Source organism: Novosphingobium pentaromativorans US6-1, from assembly GCF_000767465.1.
Lineage (GTDB): Bacteria > Pseudomonadota > Alphaproteobacteria > Sphingomonadales > Sphingomonadaceae > Novosphingobium > Novosphingobium pentaromativorans.
In genome coordinates, this window is record NZ_CP009292.1 from 571,494 (window position 1) to 587,761 (window position 16,268).

Here is a 16,268-nt window from a genome sequence, read left to right on the forward strand (position 1 = left end):
CTTTCTGACCGGAAGCAAATTCGGGACAGGGTCACTATCAGGCGGGACACGCAAAGGGCAATTCCCAGCCAAATTCGTAGCAATAGAAAAGTCGGCAATTGGTGTTGAACGACTCAATTGCCGACAGGTACGCCTTGGGTGGCAGGCGAGTTTCATTCTAGAATTTATGCTCCAGATCAAGGGTGGCCAAATATGTACCGTCCGTCCTTGATTGTCGCGACAACCTTCAATGTCAGAAGGCTTTCTGGCTGAATGCCGAGTGGATCACCATCGAGGATGACGAAATCAGCGACCTTCCCGGGCTCGAGTGTTCCTTTGGCACCCTCTTCGCGTAACTCGTAAGCAGCGTTGCGCGTCACTTCCATCAATGCCTCGTAAGGTGTCACCCGTTGCTCGGGGCCGAGAATGTCATCCGAGCGCGTGCGGCGCGTTACTGCCGACCAGATAAGCCGGATCATGTCGGGTGGAACGATCGGGGCGTCGTTGTGGATTGAAGGCCGCAAGCCGACATCGAAAGCGTCGCGTTGGGGTGAAATGTGATCGGCACGCGTCGGTCCCAACGTCACTTCACGATGCCAATCGCCCCAATAGTACGTATGGGACGCGAAGAAAGTCGGCTCAATGTCAAGCGCCTTCATCTCCTTAAGTTCTTCCAGTGTCGCGGTCTGCGAGTGAATGGCAATTGTGCGGCGCATCGGTTTGCCGGTCTGCACACCGACCGCACGGACCGCATCTATCAACTGCTGGATCGCGGCATCTCCGTTGACATGGATGTACGCTTGCCAATCGTGTTCATCAGCCCTGGCTAACATCGTACGTAGTGCTTCATCGGTGAGTTGTGGATAACCGGCATAGTCCGCGCTCTTGCCTTCCAGCGGCAGGTGATAGGGGTGGCTCAGCCATGCCGTTCGGCCCTGAGGTGACCCGTCCGCGATGATTTTGACACCCGCTGCGCGCAAGTGATTGGCGTAAGGCGCGTTGAAGGGGATGGCGTCAAAACCGTCCCACTGCTGGTTAAGCAACGGCAGGGCATGAACATCGAGGAACAGCGCCTTGCGCTCAGCCGCGACCTTGAGCAGGTTCCATCCCGCTTGCATAGTTGCTCCGTCCTGCGCTGTAGTGAGGCCATAACTTGCATATACCTGCTGGGCCTTGGCCAGTAGTTCCAGCTGTCGCTCCAATGTAGGCTGCGGAATCAGCGCGTAGAGCTGGAACAATGCGCCCTCTTCGATCACGCCAGAGGCGATCTTGCCATCGGCCTCGCGCCGAATGACACCGGCCGGCGGGTCCTTATCCGGATGCAGCAGCCCGGCCATTTCGAGTGCTTTCGTATTGGCCGCTGCCAGATGCCCGGAAATATGCATGATAAGGATCGGCCGGTCCGTTGATACCGCGTCCAGTTCGTGCCGGGTCGGGTGCCGCTTCTCAGCCAGCTCGGCATCATCATACCCCATGCCAACGATCCAGCCTTCAGGATGCGTTGCCATATACTTGCGCAAGGCATCTTCGAGACTAGCAATGCTTGTGACGCCCCCTACTGGAGGCGGCGCCAGTGCGGCTAGGTCGGCCTGCTGCGCAACCATAGCTATATGACCATGCGCATCGATGAACCCGGGCAGCATCGTGCGTCCGGCCAGGTCGACCACTTGGGTAGACTTGCTTTTCAGTTTTTCAATCTCGGTATCGCTACCTATGGCGAGTATCTTCCCGTCCTTGACCGCCACTGCGGCGGCCTTTGCCTCGGGCCCGGTCATTGGAATGACATTGCCATGAACGAAGACCATGTCTGCCGCTTGGCGCGGGGAGGCAAGGGCCGTGGTACTGGCCAGCAGTACCAATGAAAGCGCCGCGACCGGAGATTTCAGTTTCATACCATTCATCCTTTTTCCGCCTTTTAGAACGCATAGTGGAAAGTGGCGCCGATGGTGCGTGGTTCGCCGTACACGACAACACGATTGCCGAGCAATGCAGTCAAATTGGCGAATTTGACATAATTCTTGTTGAGAAGATTCTTTGACCAGACCGAAAGCGACCAGTCGCCGCTCTGACTGGCTAGCGTAAGGTTCGCGTCAGCAACATTGTAGCCTGCCATCAGATAGGCACTGCGATACAGCGGGTTCACAACCTTGGGGTCAAAGTTCTGCGAGGACACTTTGCTGTAGCCCAGATGTCCGGTCAGCTTCAAATCGCCCACACCCAGCGCAGTGGTATAGCTGGCCGAGAGATAGGCCTTGTGTCTGGGAGCATAGGGTGCCTGAACACCGTCTGCATCGAGCAGTGTTCCGTTGAAAAAGCCGCCTCCGCCCGGATAACTGACGAATTCGCTGAGGTTGTATGTGTAGTTGCCCGAGAGCGTAAGGCCAGGAACGGGAACCAGCGTAGCATCCACTTCGACACCTTTCGAAACCAGTTCACCGGCATTGGTCAAGCTAGATGTCAGGCGCTTTGTCCCTCCGAAGTCGACCTCAACGAATGTGAAGACCTGGTATCGGTCGAACTTCTGATAGAAACCGGTGATGTTTAGCCTGGCGCGGCGGTCAAGGAACTGGCTTTTCACACCAAGTTCGTAGCTGACCACGGTTTCAGGCTTGAAGTCGATTCCGGCCGCAAACGTGGCGGCCGATGTGCCCTCGGTATTGAAACCTCCACTCTTGAAACCCTTGCCGACCGCACCAAAAACTAGAACATCGTTCGACAAATGCAGGTTGACGCCGCCTTTGGGCGTGAAAAAGGTGTCACCGAACTTCTGAGAATAGCCGTCAAGTGGCAAAGCGAATATGCCATAGGGATCGCTGGTCGTAAGGTTATCGAGCGTCTTCTTCTCATGTGTCAGGCGTCCACCGACAAAGAGTTCGATTACGTCATTAAAACGGTAATTTGCATTAACGAATCCTGCGTAGGATTTCGTCGATACCGAGGTATAGGAAGGCAAGTCCGTCCCAGCATAGAGTGTGTAAGGATAACCAAAATAGGCCAGCCCCGATCCGAATGCAGCGATGTTGCGATCAACGTTGCGGCCCCAAAAGTAATAAAGGCCAGCAACGTAGTCGAAGTGCTCGCCCACCGGCGAAGCGATCCGCAGTTCCTGTGTGAATTGATCCGTACTGGGCTTGAAGTGAACTGTCAGATACGGCACCGTACCCGTCTCGTTGCTGAAGTCGATATCCTGCTTCCCTGAGCGAAAGGCGCTGATCGAGGTCAGATTGTATCCGTCGCCAAGTTCCACTTCGCCAGTTATCGAAACGCCGCCCATCTTCCGGTCGGCGCGGTCATCGTAGTACGAATTGAAGTGATGTGGATTTGTCCCCGGGGTGGGGACATAAGTATAATGCAGGGTGGAATTATGATCGTCCACATAATCTCCCGCAATGTTGATGCGTACGCCTGTTGCCGGCTCAATCAGCAATTGCGCTCGCACAGCCTCTGAATTCACACCTTGATTGCGCGTGCCGAGATAGTCGTTGTGGTAATAGCCCTTGCCCTCAAGGTGCGTCGCCGAAAGCTGCAAGGCCGCATCGCCACCGAGCGGAACGTTGACGCGACCGACAACCTTCCAGTGACCGAACCTGCCGTACTCCGCTTCGAACTCGCCATTGGTTTCATAGGAAGGCTGGCGAGTGGTAATGCTGATTGCGCCGGCGTCCGTATTCTTACCGAAAAGAGTGCCCTGCGGTCCGCGCAGCACGTCCATCTGTTTGATGCCCAGTAGTGTCTGGTTCATCATCCATGAACGGCTGAAATAGACCCCGTCGATGTAAAGGCCCACACGGGAATCGTAGCCTGCATTTCGCGAGTAGTCGATTACGCCGCGAATCCCTGCACGTCCCTGCTCGCTGCCGTCGCCGAACGAGAGAGAAGGCGCAGCAACCTCGATGTCCTGGAGCTTCGAGGCACTGATCTCGGCAAGCTTGGCCACTCCGAAGCTCTGGATCGAGATCGGCACTTTCTGCGCACTTTCGATGCGCTTTTGCGCCGTCACGGTAATTTCGTTAATGCCGTCCTGAGCAGCTTCGTCTGCTGCGAGGGAAACCTCTTGGGCTAGTACCGGAAATGCGAGAAGCGATGCACTCAGAAAGGCTGTTGCTCGAATTGAAATACACGCCGACTTTTTCGTGAAACAATTCATTGTCATGTACCCCCGTGTAAATGTTCCAGGAGGCATCCTCACCCGGCGTGCCGGCATCTCTGCCGGCCCGTTCGTTATGACTTGATAATGCCGCACCACAGCATGAAGTCTTGGTCCAGTCGGCCGCGAACGATGGTGCCAGAATTCAGTGACTTATAATAAAAACAAAGGCACCCGCATTGCGAACGCCTTTGATATTTGCTGCAAAGCAGAATGGATTGATTCGCTAAGCGGCGAGTGGTTGCCGCTTGCGGATCAATCCGTAACCAAGCGAAATGAGCGCAAGGCTTCCCACGCCCATAAGCAGCGGAAACTGTTGGTCGGGAATGAAGGCCATCGCCACAAGGATTGCGAGCATGCCCGCAATCGCCACGTACGTAAGCCAAGGGAACAGCCACATGCGCACAACGAGCCGTTCAGGATCCTGCGCCTCCAACTGGCGGCGCAAGCGAAGCTGGGAAAAGGCAATGAGCAGATAGACGAAGAGCGCAACCGTTCCATAGGAATTTACCAGGAACGCGAAGACAGTATCCGGTGAAACATAGGACATGAAAACCGCGACAAATCCGAAGCCGGTTCCTGCCAGTGTCGCTGCCACGGGTACGCCGCTTTTGCTCACCCGCGCCAGAAACGTGGGCGCATGTCCGTTTCGGGTAAGCGCGAACAGCATCCGCGAAGAGGCATATAGGCCAGAATTGAGCGCCGAAAGCACAGCGGTCAGGATGATTGCGTTCATGATTTGCGCGGCAGCCGGTATCTTCATAGCCGAAAGGGCGCTGACGTAAGGCGTGGCGATCGTTACCGAATTCCATGGAATGATGGCTACGACCAACACGATTGAGCCTACATAGAAGAGTAACACTCGACTGATGACGGAATTGGTCGCCTTCGCAACCGCACGGCTGGGCTCGTCCGCCTCGGCAGCGGCAATGGTGACGATTTCGGCGCCGAAGTAAAATCCTGTCGCCGCAACCGCCCCGGTTAGCACTGGCAGCACGCCATTGGGCGCAAAGCCACCATGCCCGGCAAGATTAGCCAGTCCCGGCCCTGGCGTGAACCATATGCCAGCAACGAACAGTGTGCCCAGCACCAGAAAGACGCCAATCGCGGCGACCTTGATCGAAGCGAACCAGAACTCGAACTCGCCGTATGAGCGGACCGAGAACAGATTGCTGGCGGTCAAAGCCATCATTAGCGTCAGCGCCAGAAACCATTGCGGTACTTCGGGTAGCCAGAAGCGGATGAGGTCGGCCCCGGCAATCGCTTCCAGCGCAACAACGATGACCCAAAAGTACCAATACATCCAGCCGGTCAGGAAGCCGGCCATGTCGCCCAGTGCAAGTCGCGCGTACTCGTAGAAGGAGCCAACGGTTGGCATCGCAGTGGCCATCTCGCCCAGCATGCGCATGACCAGGATGACCAGTATTCCTGTCAGCAGGAAAGAAATGCTGGCCGCTGGTCCGGCCGACTGGATGACAACGCGACTCCCGACGAACAGGCCCGCGCCAATTACGCCCCCGAGCGCAATCATCGTCATGTGTCTTTGCTTGAGCGTGTGGCGCAGATTAGGCTCCGCCTGCGAAACTGGAACATCGTGTATCAAGGCAACCCCCATTCGTGCGATCCGCGCCTGAACGTTGATCAATCGGCGAGTTCGACGAGCACTCCGCGCAAAGTGTCAATCAGAGTGTCGATCTGCTCGGTCTCCATAATGAAGGCCGGAGCGATGATGGCGGCGTCACCCGTTGTTTTCAGATGCAGCCCGGCATCGAACATCCGCTTTTGGGCGATATGGCCGCGAAGGCCAGGACGTTCCAATGGTGCCAGATCTACCCCTGCAAGCAGGCCGTAACCGCGCACGTCGGTTACGAGTTCAAGGTCCTGCAAGGATGCAATCCGTTCAAGGAAATGGGCAGACATCTGTCGTGCACGATCGAACAGGCTCTCGTTGCGATAGATGTTGAGCGTGGCAAGGGCTGCCGCACAGCTCGCCGGGTGGGCCGAGAAAGTGTAGCCGTGGAAGAACTCCACTTGCCCTTCCGGTGCCGCATCGACGATGGTGTCGTGAATCTCGCGAGAAACCGCCACCGCCGCCATCGGCTGGGCACCGTTGGTGATTGCTTTTGCCATGGTTATGATGTCCGGCGTAACGCCAAAGGCCTGTGCTGCATAATTGTGGCCGAGGCGGCCAAAGCCCGTGATAACTTCGTCGAAGATCAGCAGGATGCCGTAGCGTGTGCAAAGTTCGCGCAACCGTTCGAGGTAGCCCTGCGGCGGCACCAGTACCCCAGTCGAGCCGGCAATCGGCTCAACTACACAAGCCGCAATGTTCTCGGCTCCATGAAGTGCAACCAGGCGTTCCAGATCATCGGCCAGTTCGGAGCCGTGGACAGGTTGGCCCATCGTGCCGCGATTCTGTTCCAGCCAGGTGTGCCGCATGTGCACGACACGCGGCCCGGCTGGTCCAAAAGCGCGGCGGTTCGGTACCATACCTGATAGCGCGATGCCGCCAAAGTTCACGCCGTGATAGGCACGCTCACGAGAGACGAACAGGTCACGCCCACCTTCTCCGCGTGCCCGATGATAGGCCAGTGCCACTTTGAGTGCGGTTTCCACCGCTTCCGAGCCGGAATTGCCGAAGAAAATGCGGTCCATGCCCTCCGGCGTCAAATCGGCGATGCTCGATGCCAGCCTGAACGACTGCGGATGGCCGCGTGTGAAACTGGGGGCATAGTCAAGCGTCAGCAGCTGGTCGCGCACGGCATCGGCTATCTCGGCCCGCGCGTGCCCGGCTGGCGTGGTGAAAAGGCCTGAGCACCCATCGAGAATCTGCTGACCCCGCTCACCATAGTAATGGCAACCCTGCGCTCGGCAGAGCATCTTGGGTTCCCTATGAAAGTCCCTGTTCGCCGTGAACGGCATCCAGTGGTTCGAAAAGTCCGGCCGGTCTCCGGAAATCGTTGCTTGCGTATCCATGGCAAGCATGATTGGTTGTGCAGCGCAGCATTTGTAGTTCCAGTTTGCAACAAAACGATGGGTACAGATGTGAAAGAGGACGCATCGACATGCCCGATCAATCTGCCAAAAGGCGACGCCAACGATCCGATCCGCTAATGTGGGCGCCTTTAATCGGCATTGAGGATGACAGCGCTCGGACGCTGCAATTCCAGATCCGTAGCAGGATCGTAGATTCCATTCTCGATGGAACGCTGCTGCCAGGCACGCCGCTTCCGTCAAGCCGGAAGCTGGCCACAGAGCTGAAGGTTTCGCGCAACACTGTCATTCTCTCTTATCAGCAACTGGTCGACGATGGTTTCCTTGTCGCACGCGAACGCAGCGGTTTTGTGGTTTCGGCGCAAGGGCAAGAACGGCGCGTGGCACCGAATGTCGATGTGCGCGAGAAAGCAGCGACCGTTGCGGCAATGGACTGGGATGCGCGTTTGCGTTCACAATCCTCTCGCTATCGCAGCATTGAGAAGCCGACAAATTGGCAGTCCTATAAATACCCGTTCTTGTACGGACAGTTTGATTCCTCAGTTTTCCCTATCAACGCCTGGCGCCAATGCTGTCGTCAGGCGCTGGGCGTGCTGGAACTGAGTGACTGGGGACGGGACACGATAGACGAGGACGATCCGTTACTGATTGAACAGATCAGGACCCGCATTCTTCCCCGACGCGGCATCTGGGCAGACAAGTCGGAGATCATGGTCACGCTGGGCGCGCAGCACGCACTGTTCCTGCTTTCTGAAGCGCTGTTTTGCGACACAACGGTCCTTGGCCTCGAAGATCCCGGCTATCCAGACATGCGCAACATTGCCCGCATAAAGGGCGCCCGCGTCCAGCCGCTGCCGGTCGATGAACACGGCTTGATGCTGCAGCCAAACCTTGCTGGCTGCGACTACGTCCACGTCACCCCAAGCCACCAATGCCCGACAACCGTAACAATGCCGCAGGCGCGGCGACACCAATTGCTCGACTATGCGCGAGAGTCCGGCACAGTACTGATCGAAGATGACTACGATAGCGAGACGAGCTTCGACCTTGCGCCGCAGCCTGCTCTCAAGAGCTTTGATGAAAGTGGGCAGGTGATTTATGTTAGCAGTCTGTCCAAGATCCTGGCACCTGGGTTGCGTTTAGGCTTCGTCGTAGCCGATGCGCGCCTGATCCGCGAATTGCGGGCCCTGCGCCGATTAATGGTGCGCCACCCTCCACTCAACAATCAACGCGCCATCGCGCTGTTCCTCTCTCTTGGCCACTATGAACCGCTTATCCGCCGCCTGACAGGACTTTACCGTCAACGCGCGCAGATTCTGGGCGATGCCCTCAACCATTATGTCCCCTCTGCCAAGTTCCGCTACGCTACCGGCGGTTCGTGTATTTGGCTTCAAGCACCGGAAGCGTTTGACGCAGCTGCCGCGGTGCGGCAATGGCGCAGCGAAGGTCTGTTATACGAACCTGGTGATGTCTTCTTCGCCGACCGCAGCACAGGACGCTCGCATATCCGCCTCGGCTATTCGGTCATCCCCGAAGCCCGGATCGAACCTGGTGTGCGACTGCTTGCGCAAGCGATCGCAAGTTGATCACCAAACCCGTCGAGTGGCCCACGGGAATGCGCTAACTGGCCCTACGCCAATGGTTCCAATACGAGGCAGTGAGGCGTAACCAATAGGAGGTTACGCCGATGATGATCGCCGACAATGCAGACCTGATTCAACCCGCCGGGCCTGAGGAAACGCAGACTTTCGCTGGCGGCCACCTCATCGAGGGGCAAATTGTTTCGGCAATCAGTGGTAGGACGTTTGCCGTCATCAATCCTGCCACGGGCGTCGAAGTCGGCAGCGCCGCTCTCGGTGATGTGCATGATGTAGAAAGGGCAGTGGCTGCCGCTGCCAAGGCCCGTCAGGCATGGGCTGCCGTGCCTGCGCGCGAGCGCGGCGCCAAACTGGCGCGAGGCGCTTCACGCATGATTGAGAAGGTCGAGGTGATCGCACGATTGCTGGCTTTGGAAACCGGCAAGGCGATCCGCACCGAATGCCGTCCGGAAGTGATGACTGCTGCCGACATCGGATCATTCTACGGCGGGCTTGGCTCGGAACTGAAGGGCGAAACGCTACCATTTCGGCCCGACTTGCTCTCGATCACCGTGCGCGAGCCACTCGGCGTGGTCGCAGCGATCCTGCCGTGGAATGTTCCACTGGTACTAATGATGCTCAAGATCGCGCCTGCTCTTGTCGCAGGTAACACGGTCGTCGTGAAGACCGCCGAGGAAGCACCGCTTGCCACCTTGATGGCAGCCCGCGTACTTGCCGAAGAACTTCCGGCTGGAGTGCTCAACGTAGTGCATGGTTTTGGCCCCGATTGCGGGCAGCCATTGGTTGAGCACCCCCTTGTCGCCAAGGTGACCTTCACTGGTTCTCAGCCGGTCGGCGAGACGATCTACGCGAGCGCGGCACAAAAGCTGATCCCGGTATCGCTGGAACTGGGCGGCAAAAGTCCGATGATCGTGATGTCCGACGCAGATCTTGCCAAAGCGGTAGCCGGTGCCATTGCAGGCATGCGCTTCACCCGCCAGGGCCAGAGCTGCACCGCTGCCAGTCGCATTTACGTCCACGAGACGATCTACGAAGCATTTCTCGAAAGCCTTGCCGCAGCAGTGCGTAAGCTGAAGATCGGTAATCCATTGGACGAGGCGACTGATATTGGCACCATCATTTCGCGCGACCAAATGGACCGCATCGAACATTTTGTCAGGCTTGGTCAGGAGACGCCGAACGTACGCATGATCGTTTGCGGCACAGTTCCGGATGATAAGAACCTCGATCCCGCCCTCTTTGCCCTGCCGATGCTTGTCGCCGACGTTCCCGAGGATAGCCCACTGATGCGTGAGGAAATCTTCGGCCCGATCGCCTGCGTGGTCCCGTGGAATGATTACGAGGATGTCCTGAAGGCTGCCAACGACAGCGAGTTTGGCCTTGCCGCCAGCGTATGGACCAACGACCTTACAAAAGCGCTCGATGCCACACGGAGGCTCAATGCCGGCTATGTGCAGGTCAACCAGAACCTGACTATCCAACCCAACCTCAGCTATGGAGGTTTTGGAAAATCTGGCCTTGGCAAGGAAGCCTCGCTTGAAGCGATGCTGGAGCACTTCAGTCGCAAGAAGACCATCGTATTTGCCGGTTGAGGCAGGACCATGGCGATAGGCGGCATCGAACTGCTCACTCTGGTTTCTACCAGCACAATGGTCTTCTTGGCCGCCGTGTTGCGCGGATTCACTGGCTTTGGCTTTGCCTTGGCAGCAACCCCGTTGCTGGCGCTGCTACTGCCACCTGCACAAGTAGTCCCAACCGTACTGCTATTGCAGGTCGGCTCAAGTCTTGTTGGCCTGCAGACCACATTGGAAGAGCATGATCGCAGCGCCACTTGGTGGATTGGTCTTGCTGCTGCCGTCGCTACGCCATTTGGCGTCTGGTTACTCGCAATCATCCCCGCCGACGTCGCCCGCGTAGTGATCGCGCTCGTGTCACTTGGCGGGCTAGCCTCGTTTCGAACTGGGTTTCAGTTGGGCGGCCGGCCCAATCACTGGCTCTCGCTAGGGACTGGACTGTTGGCGGGACTCTTGGGTGGTCTTTGCGCCATGTCGGGACCGCCAGTCATCGCCTATTTTCTCTCCCGCCCCACACCACCCAAACAGGCCAGGGCCTCAATGATCCTGATCTTCCTCATGACGGGGCTCATCGGATTGACGTCGGGCGCGATCGCCGGACTGTTCACAACGACAATTGCCATACAGGCAGCCTTGCTTGTGCCCTCGATGGTTTTGGGCACATGGCTAGGAAGCACATTATTCAATAGGTCTGCAGAGGCTGTGTTCCGCAAAGCTGCATTCGTAGCGTTGGGGTTGATTGCAATGACGAGCCTTGTGGCAGCATTTTATTAATAACAGCGTAAATATTTTTACAACATAATCATAAAGATCAATGAAAGACAATTTGATTATATTGATTTATAATATTTCATTTAAAATGACATTTAACACACCGCATTATATTCTAAAGTTACATCTTTATTAAAACATGGTCGCCGTGCGTTCGAGAAGCGGGCGAGCGGCCGCAGCTGAAATATAGGCATGAGATTTCAAAGGAATAGTTCCCCGTGGATTGTGACGTGGCCTTCGACAGAGAACGCAAGCCAAAAGAAACTCTAAATCAATCACTTGCCACTTGATATCGATTCCGCCCGCCTCTCCATCTCCTCCATTGCTTTGCCGGCTTTCACCGGCCTCCTCGCTACTATGGGGAGATCCGACTTCTGCATTTGCGTCATCCCGTCGTCATCGCCTCCTTCAGGTCTACCGCTTACGCGGACCCATGCAGACCTCCCCTGGTAAGGTGCACTGGATGTCCCGCCGCGCCCGCCCCCATTACTGCCCCGGCCTCGGTTGGATTTTGGGCGTCGCGGTCGAAGGTACGCTCACCCTACCGAAACAGCCTGCTCAGGGGTTCACTTTCGTTTGATGCTGCGGTTCTTCCCCACACGGCCTCGCGGCTACACACCAACATCTTGCGATCCCGGTCTCATACAGTTGCCTCCGACTCGCCCCGAAAAGAACTCTCACCTCCAATCCAGTGCCCATGCCAGGCACACCTCCCGTGGGTCTTACTGGCGCACAAGGGAGGCCGGCTTTTACTCCGCTCCGTGGCAGGTCTTTGCTCCGCCGTTGACATACTAGATGTTTGATCCCAGATTCTTGATGATTCAGGCTGATGACTGGACCTCGATGCAGGCGAATGCGTCATGGTGATCCCAAGGCCGCCCAGTCGCGTAAGCGGCTCGTCCACTCGAAAGATCCCGAGTGATCCATCGCGCCCTCGTTGCTCAATCAGCAGAACGTCCGAATCAAGAGCTTGAATCACATCGCGCCTCTCATATCAATGGGTCCTGACCCTAGTCTCGGCGGCGGGCCGCCTTGGGATGGTGAAGGAGGAGCCGGAAGAACGCGATGGGTGAACGGAGCCGCGCAGCTTCGGGACCGATGCCGAGAGACACGACATTGCCCCGCCTCACCAGGCCGCAATTATCTTAGCATGCCACCAAACCGTCTGGATCGACGTCACGGAAATGACGGCTGACAAGGGGAGAGAAGATGGAACTTTACCAGAAAGAGCTAACCGATGCCCGCGGGCGCATTACCCATGCGGGCCGCAAGCCGGAGGACTTCGTCTTCGAGATGGAATATTTGCCGCCCGAATCGGAAGGCGATGGCATGTTCACCGTCCGATACGAAGTGCGCGCGACTTATGAGCCAACCGGCAAGCGGCTTGAAACAATCGGCGGCATCGGAATGCGCTGGGTCGATCATTTCGAAGACGCGCTCAAGGACGGCCTTTTCGACTGAGCATCGCCGGACATGATGCTATTGCCCACGGCAACCAGCGAAGGGGACCGAACTACCCATCCCCTTCGCAGGCGAAAGCGACAGAGCCGATTGCGCGGTTTTACCCCACAATTCGAAGCGGCACCTCCAGGAGTTCGCGAAAGGCCGCCATGAACTGGGCTGCGACTGCTCCGTCGATGGCGCGATGATCGAAGCTGCCGGTTGCCGCCATAATGGTGGCAAGGCCTATTGCGCCATCGACCTGCCACGGTTGTTCAATGCCCGCCCCGATGCCCAGGATCAGGGCCTGGGGCGGATTGATGACGGGGAACATCTCGTCGATGCCAAACATCCCGAGATTGGAGATCGAGGCGGTGCCGCCCTGATAGTCCTCTGGCGTCAGCTTGCCTTCGCGCGCCTTGCTTGCGAGCGCCTTTGCGGTGGTGGCGATGCCGGACAGCGATAGCGTATCAGCGCCCTTGATCACCGGCGTGACGAGCCCGCCATCTATTGCGACCGCCATGGCGATGTCAGCCCGGCCGAAGCGATGCAATTCATCGCCCGCAAACTGGACATTGGCATCGGGCACTTCGATGAGCGCAAGCGCCATTGCCTTGATCAGCATGTCATTGACGCTGAGCTTGATGCCACGATGTTCGAGACCGGCGTTGAGCTCGCCGCGCAGCTTGAACAGCGGGTCGAGGTTGCAGCGGGCGGTCAGGTAGAAATGCGGAACCGTCTGCTTGCTCTCGCTCAGCCGCCGCGCGATTGTCTTGCGCATGCCGGTCAGCCTGACCGTCTCAACCGGTACGCCTGCAGGTGGCGGCGCAATGGCGGAAGCTGCAGGGACTGTGATGGGTGCTGCCGCAGGTGGCGCAGCGATTGGCCGAATTAGAGATGGAATGCCGAGATCGGACTTGACGATCTTACCACGCGGACCGCTCGCCGTAATGCCGGCTAGCGAGATACCTTTAGCCGCAGCGATGCGCCGAGCCAGCGGAGTTGCCTTGGCATTGGCGTCAAGCTCGAGCGGTGCACCAGCTTGGATCGGCGCCGAAGTTTGTGGAACCGAGGCTGGCGTTTTCACTACCACCTCCGGTTCGCGCACTGCCGGGGCTGCGACTGCGGTCTCGGTGACGAGCTCTGCCTTCGCGGCGACGGGCACAGCAATCCCTTCATCCTCGCTTGCAAGACGCGCGATGACGGTGCCGACCGCGACATCCTCGGTGCCTGCCGGGATGACCAGTTCGGCGATGCGGCCGTCGTCGGCGGCCTCGAACTCCATCGTGGCCTTGTCGGTCTCGATCTCGGCGATCATGTCGCCGGCCTTGATGCTGTCGCCTACCGACACCAGCCACCTGGCAAGATTGCCCTTCTCCATCGTCGGCGAGAGCGCCGGCATCTTGAGTTCAGTGGCCATGGTCAGTCCCCCAGGAAGAGTTCGGCGGCGGCTTCGACGATGGCGTCGGCGTCCAGCCGGTAAGTGCGATAGAGGTCAGGCAGGTTGCCGGTCTGCCCGAAGCGGTCGATGCCCAGCGGACTGACCTGCATGCCCGAAACGCCGCCCAGCCAGGAGAGCGCTGCTGGCGCGCCATCGAGCACAGTGATGAGCCCTGCCCCGGGCGACAACTCCGCCAGCAAGCTGGCGGCATGGCACGGTTTTGCCTCCTGCCCTGTCCACCGCGCCGCGCGCTGGGCCGACCAGCCGCGATGCAGCAGATCGGGCGAAGTCACGTTGAGCAGGCCGAGCCCCGGAATGTCGTCGGCCAGCTGCTCCCACGCGGCCAGTGCCTCTGGCGCGACAACGCCCGAGAACACGATGGCCGCCTCGGCCCCTGGTGCAGGCTTGCGCAGCCAGTAGCCGCCCTTGAGCGCATCGGCCTCCCAGGTATCGTCCTCGCGCACGACCTGCGGGATCGAACGGGTAGACAGGCGCAAGTACACCGAGCTGCCTTCAGGCTGCTGCATGTGCTCGAAGGACCAGCGCATCATCGCGGTCAGTTCATCGGCAAAGGCCGGCTCGAAGCAGGTCAGGTTGGGCTGGCCCATGCCGATCAGCGGCGTGTTGATCGACTGGTGGGCGCCCCCTTCCGCCGCGAGCGTGATGCCCGAGGGCGTTCCGACGAGCAGGAAACGCGAATCCTGATAGCAACCGTAGTTCAGTGCATCGAGCCCGCGGGCGATGAAGGGATCATAGACCGTCCCGACCGGCATCAGCCGCGTACCGAAGTGTGGTGCGGACAGGCCAAGCGCGGCCAGCATGATGAAGAAGTTGTTCTCGGCAATGCCCAGCTCGATGTGCTGGCCCGCGGCATGCTGCGCCCACTTCTGCGCCGAAGGGATCTTCGCCTTGTGGAACACGTCGGCCAGCTCCTGCCTGCGAAACAGACCACGCTGGTTAACGAAGGCGCCCAGGTTGGTCGTCTGGGTCACGTCGGGCGCGGTAGTCACAATCCGGTCGGCCAGTTCCTCGCCCGACTTGGCCAGGTCGAGCAGAATCTTGCCAAAGGCCGCCTGGGTCGATTGCTCGGCGCCGTCAGGCACGGGAAGCCTCGCCGGGATCGGGACGGCAGGGGCCGTGGCTTCCGCCGCCTTGCGGGCCAGCGGGCTCGCCTCGACGAAAGCCTTGAGCTGCGCAGCGACATTGTCGCCAAGCCCGCCCCAGGCTTCCCATTCCTGCCCTTCCTCTATGCCGAGGCCGGTGCGCAGCTGCTCCATCTGCGCCGGGTTCATCATGCCTGAATGGTTGTCCTTGTGCCCGGCGAGCGGCAGGCCGAAACCCTTGACGGTATAGGCGATGAACAGCGTCGGCTTGTCGTCGTCCGCGGCATCGAAAGCTTCGATCAGCGTCTCGATGCAATGCCCACCCAGGTTGGTCATGAGCCGGGCAAGGGCATCGTCGTCGAAACTGTCGAGCAGCTTGCGGACATGGGCCTTCCTGCCGATGTCGGTCAGCAGCCGTTCGCGCCAGGCCGCCCCGCCCTGGTAGGTCAAGGCCGAGAACTCGGCATTGGGGCAGCTGTCGATCCACTCTTCCAGCGCCTTGCCGCCGGGCCTGCGGAAGGCCTCCTGCTGCAGCTTGCCGTACTTGAGGGTAACGACCCGCCAGCCGCAGGTCTCGAAGATGTCATCGAAGCGGCGGAACATGCGGTCGGCCGTCGTCGCATCGAGCGACTGGCGGTTGTAGTCGACGATCCACCAGCAGTTGCGCAAGTCGTGCTTGTATCCCTCGATAAGGCATTCGTAGATATTGCCTTCGTCGAGTTCGGCATCGCCCATGAGAGCGATCATCCGGCCCGCGTCCTCTTCCTTCACCTGCCCGTGCGCGATCAGGTAATCCTGCACCAGCGAGGAGAAGGCGGTGATGGCAACGCCCAGGCCAACCGAGCCAGTCGAGAAATCGACGGGGACCGTATCCTTGGTGCGGCTCGGATAGCTCTGAACGCCGCCCAGCCCGCGAAACCGCTCCATCAGCTCTCGAGACTGATTACCCAACAGGTAATGAATGGCGTGGAGGACCGGCCCGGCATGCGGCTTGACCGCTACCTTGTCCTGCGGACGCAGGGCATGGAAGTAGAGGGCCGACATGATCGCAGTCATCGAAGCGCAGCTGGCCTGATGGCCGCCGACCTTCAGACCATCGACCTTCTCGCGGATATGATTGGCATTGTGGATCATCCACGAGGACAACCAGCGCAGGCGCGTATCCAGAAGCTGGAGAGAACTGACCAGGGTTTCCTCGTCCCGGGCAATCGTCGCTGTCAT

10 protein-coding genes are annotated in these 16,268 nt (G+C 58.7%); 4 read left to right on the forward strand and 6 right to left on the reverse strand.

Features of this window, described 5'->3' with window-relative positions; all coding sequences use genetic code 11:
* Positions 1–176 precede the first annotated feature (176 nt).
* The 4 genes from JI59_RS21265 to aptA form a co-directional block, all read right to left on the reverse strand.
* Positions 177–1,871: an amidohydrolase gene (locus JI59_RS21265; RefSeq protein ID WP_138921460.1), complete on the reverse strand. Its 1,695-nt coding sequence runs from the start codon at positions 1,869–1,871 to the stop codon at positions 177–179.
* A gap of 23 nt (positions 1,872–1,894) precedes the next feature.
* Positions 1,895–4,126 carry a TonB-dependent receptor gene (locus JI59_RS21270; RefSeq protein WP_081474023.1) on the reverse strand — a complete coding sequence of 744 codons (2,232 nt, stop codon included), beginning with the start codon at positions 4,124–4,126 and terminating at the stop codon, positions 1,895–1,897.
* A gap of 226 nt (positions 4,127–4,352) precedes the next feature.
* On the reverse strand, positions 4,353–5,663 hold the full coding sequence (locus JI59_RS21275; protein ID WP_138921458.1) for an amino acid permease: 1,311 nt from the start codon (positions 5,661–5,663) through the stop codon (positions 4,353–4,355).
* A gap of 104 nt (positions 5,664–5,767) precedes the next feature.
* A complete protein-coding gene (aptA, locus tag JI59_RS21280) occupies positions 5,768–7,111 on the reverse strand; it encodes an omega-aminotransferase AptA (protein ID WP_007014296.1) in 1,344 nt (447 codons plus the stop codon).
* An 80-nt stretch (positions 7,112–7,191) separates the two neighbouring features.
* On the opposite strand from aptA, the gene pdxR reads away from it, so the two are divergent.
* The 4 genes from pdxR to JI59_RS21300 all read left to right on the forward strand — a co-directional run bounded on the left by pdxR (position 7,192) and on the right by JI59_RS21300 (position 12,524).
* On the forward strand, positions 7,192–8,706 hold the full coding sequence (gene pdxR, locus JI59_RS21285) for a MocR-like pyridoxine biosynthesis transcription factor PdxR (protein ID WP_202946098.1): 1,515 nt from the start codon (positions 7,192–7,194) through the stop codon (positions 8,704–8,706).
* A 101-nt stretch (positions 8,707–8,807) separates the two neighbouring features.
* Positions 8,808–10,310: an aldehyde dehydrogenase family protein gene (locus JI59_RS21290; protein WP_007014294.1), complete on the forward strand. Its 1,503-nt coding sequence runs from the start codon at positions 8,808–8,810 to the stop codon at positions 10,308–10,310.
* Between the two features lie 9 nt (positions 10,311–10,319).
* Positions 10,320–11,066 carry a sulfite exporter TauE/SafE family protein gene (locus tag JI59_RS21295; protein ID WP_052118022.1) on the forward strand — a complete coding sequence of 249 codons (747 nt, stop codon included), beginning with the start codon at positions 10,320–10,322 and terminating at the stop codon, positions 11,064–11,066.
* A 1,206-nt stretch (positions 11,067–12,272) separates the two neighbouring features.
* A complete protein-coding gene (locus JI59_RS21300) occupies positions 12,273–12,524 on the forward strand; it encodes a hypothetical protein (RefSeq protein ID WP_007014292.1) in 252 nt (83 codons plus the stop codon).
* Positions 12,525–12,624: 100 nt separating this feature from the next.
* Here the strand turns inward: JI59_RS21300 and JI59_RS21305 are convergent, their stop codons facing one another.
* Positions 12,625–13,923, reverse strand: coding sequence for a dihydrolipoamide acetyltransferase family protein (locus tag JI59_RS21305; RefSeq protein WP_007014291.1), 1,299 nt, complete (start codon positions 13,921–13,923; stop codon positions 12,625–12,627).
* Positions 13,924–13,925: 2 nt separating this feature from the next.
* Complete coding sequence (locus JI59_RS21310; protein ID WP_007014290.1) at positions 13,926–16,268, reverse strand: transketolase; 2,343 nt, start codon at positions 16,266–16,268, stop codon at positions 13,926–13,928.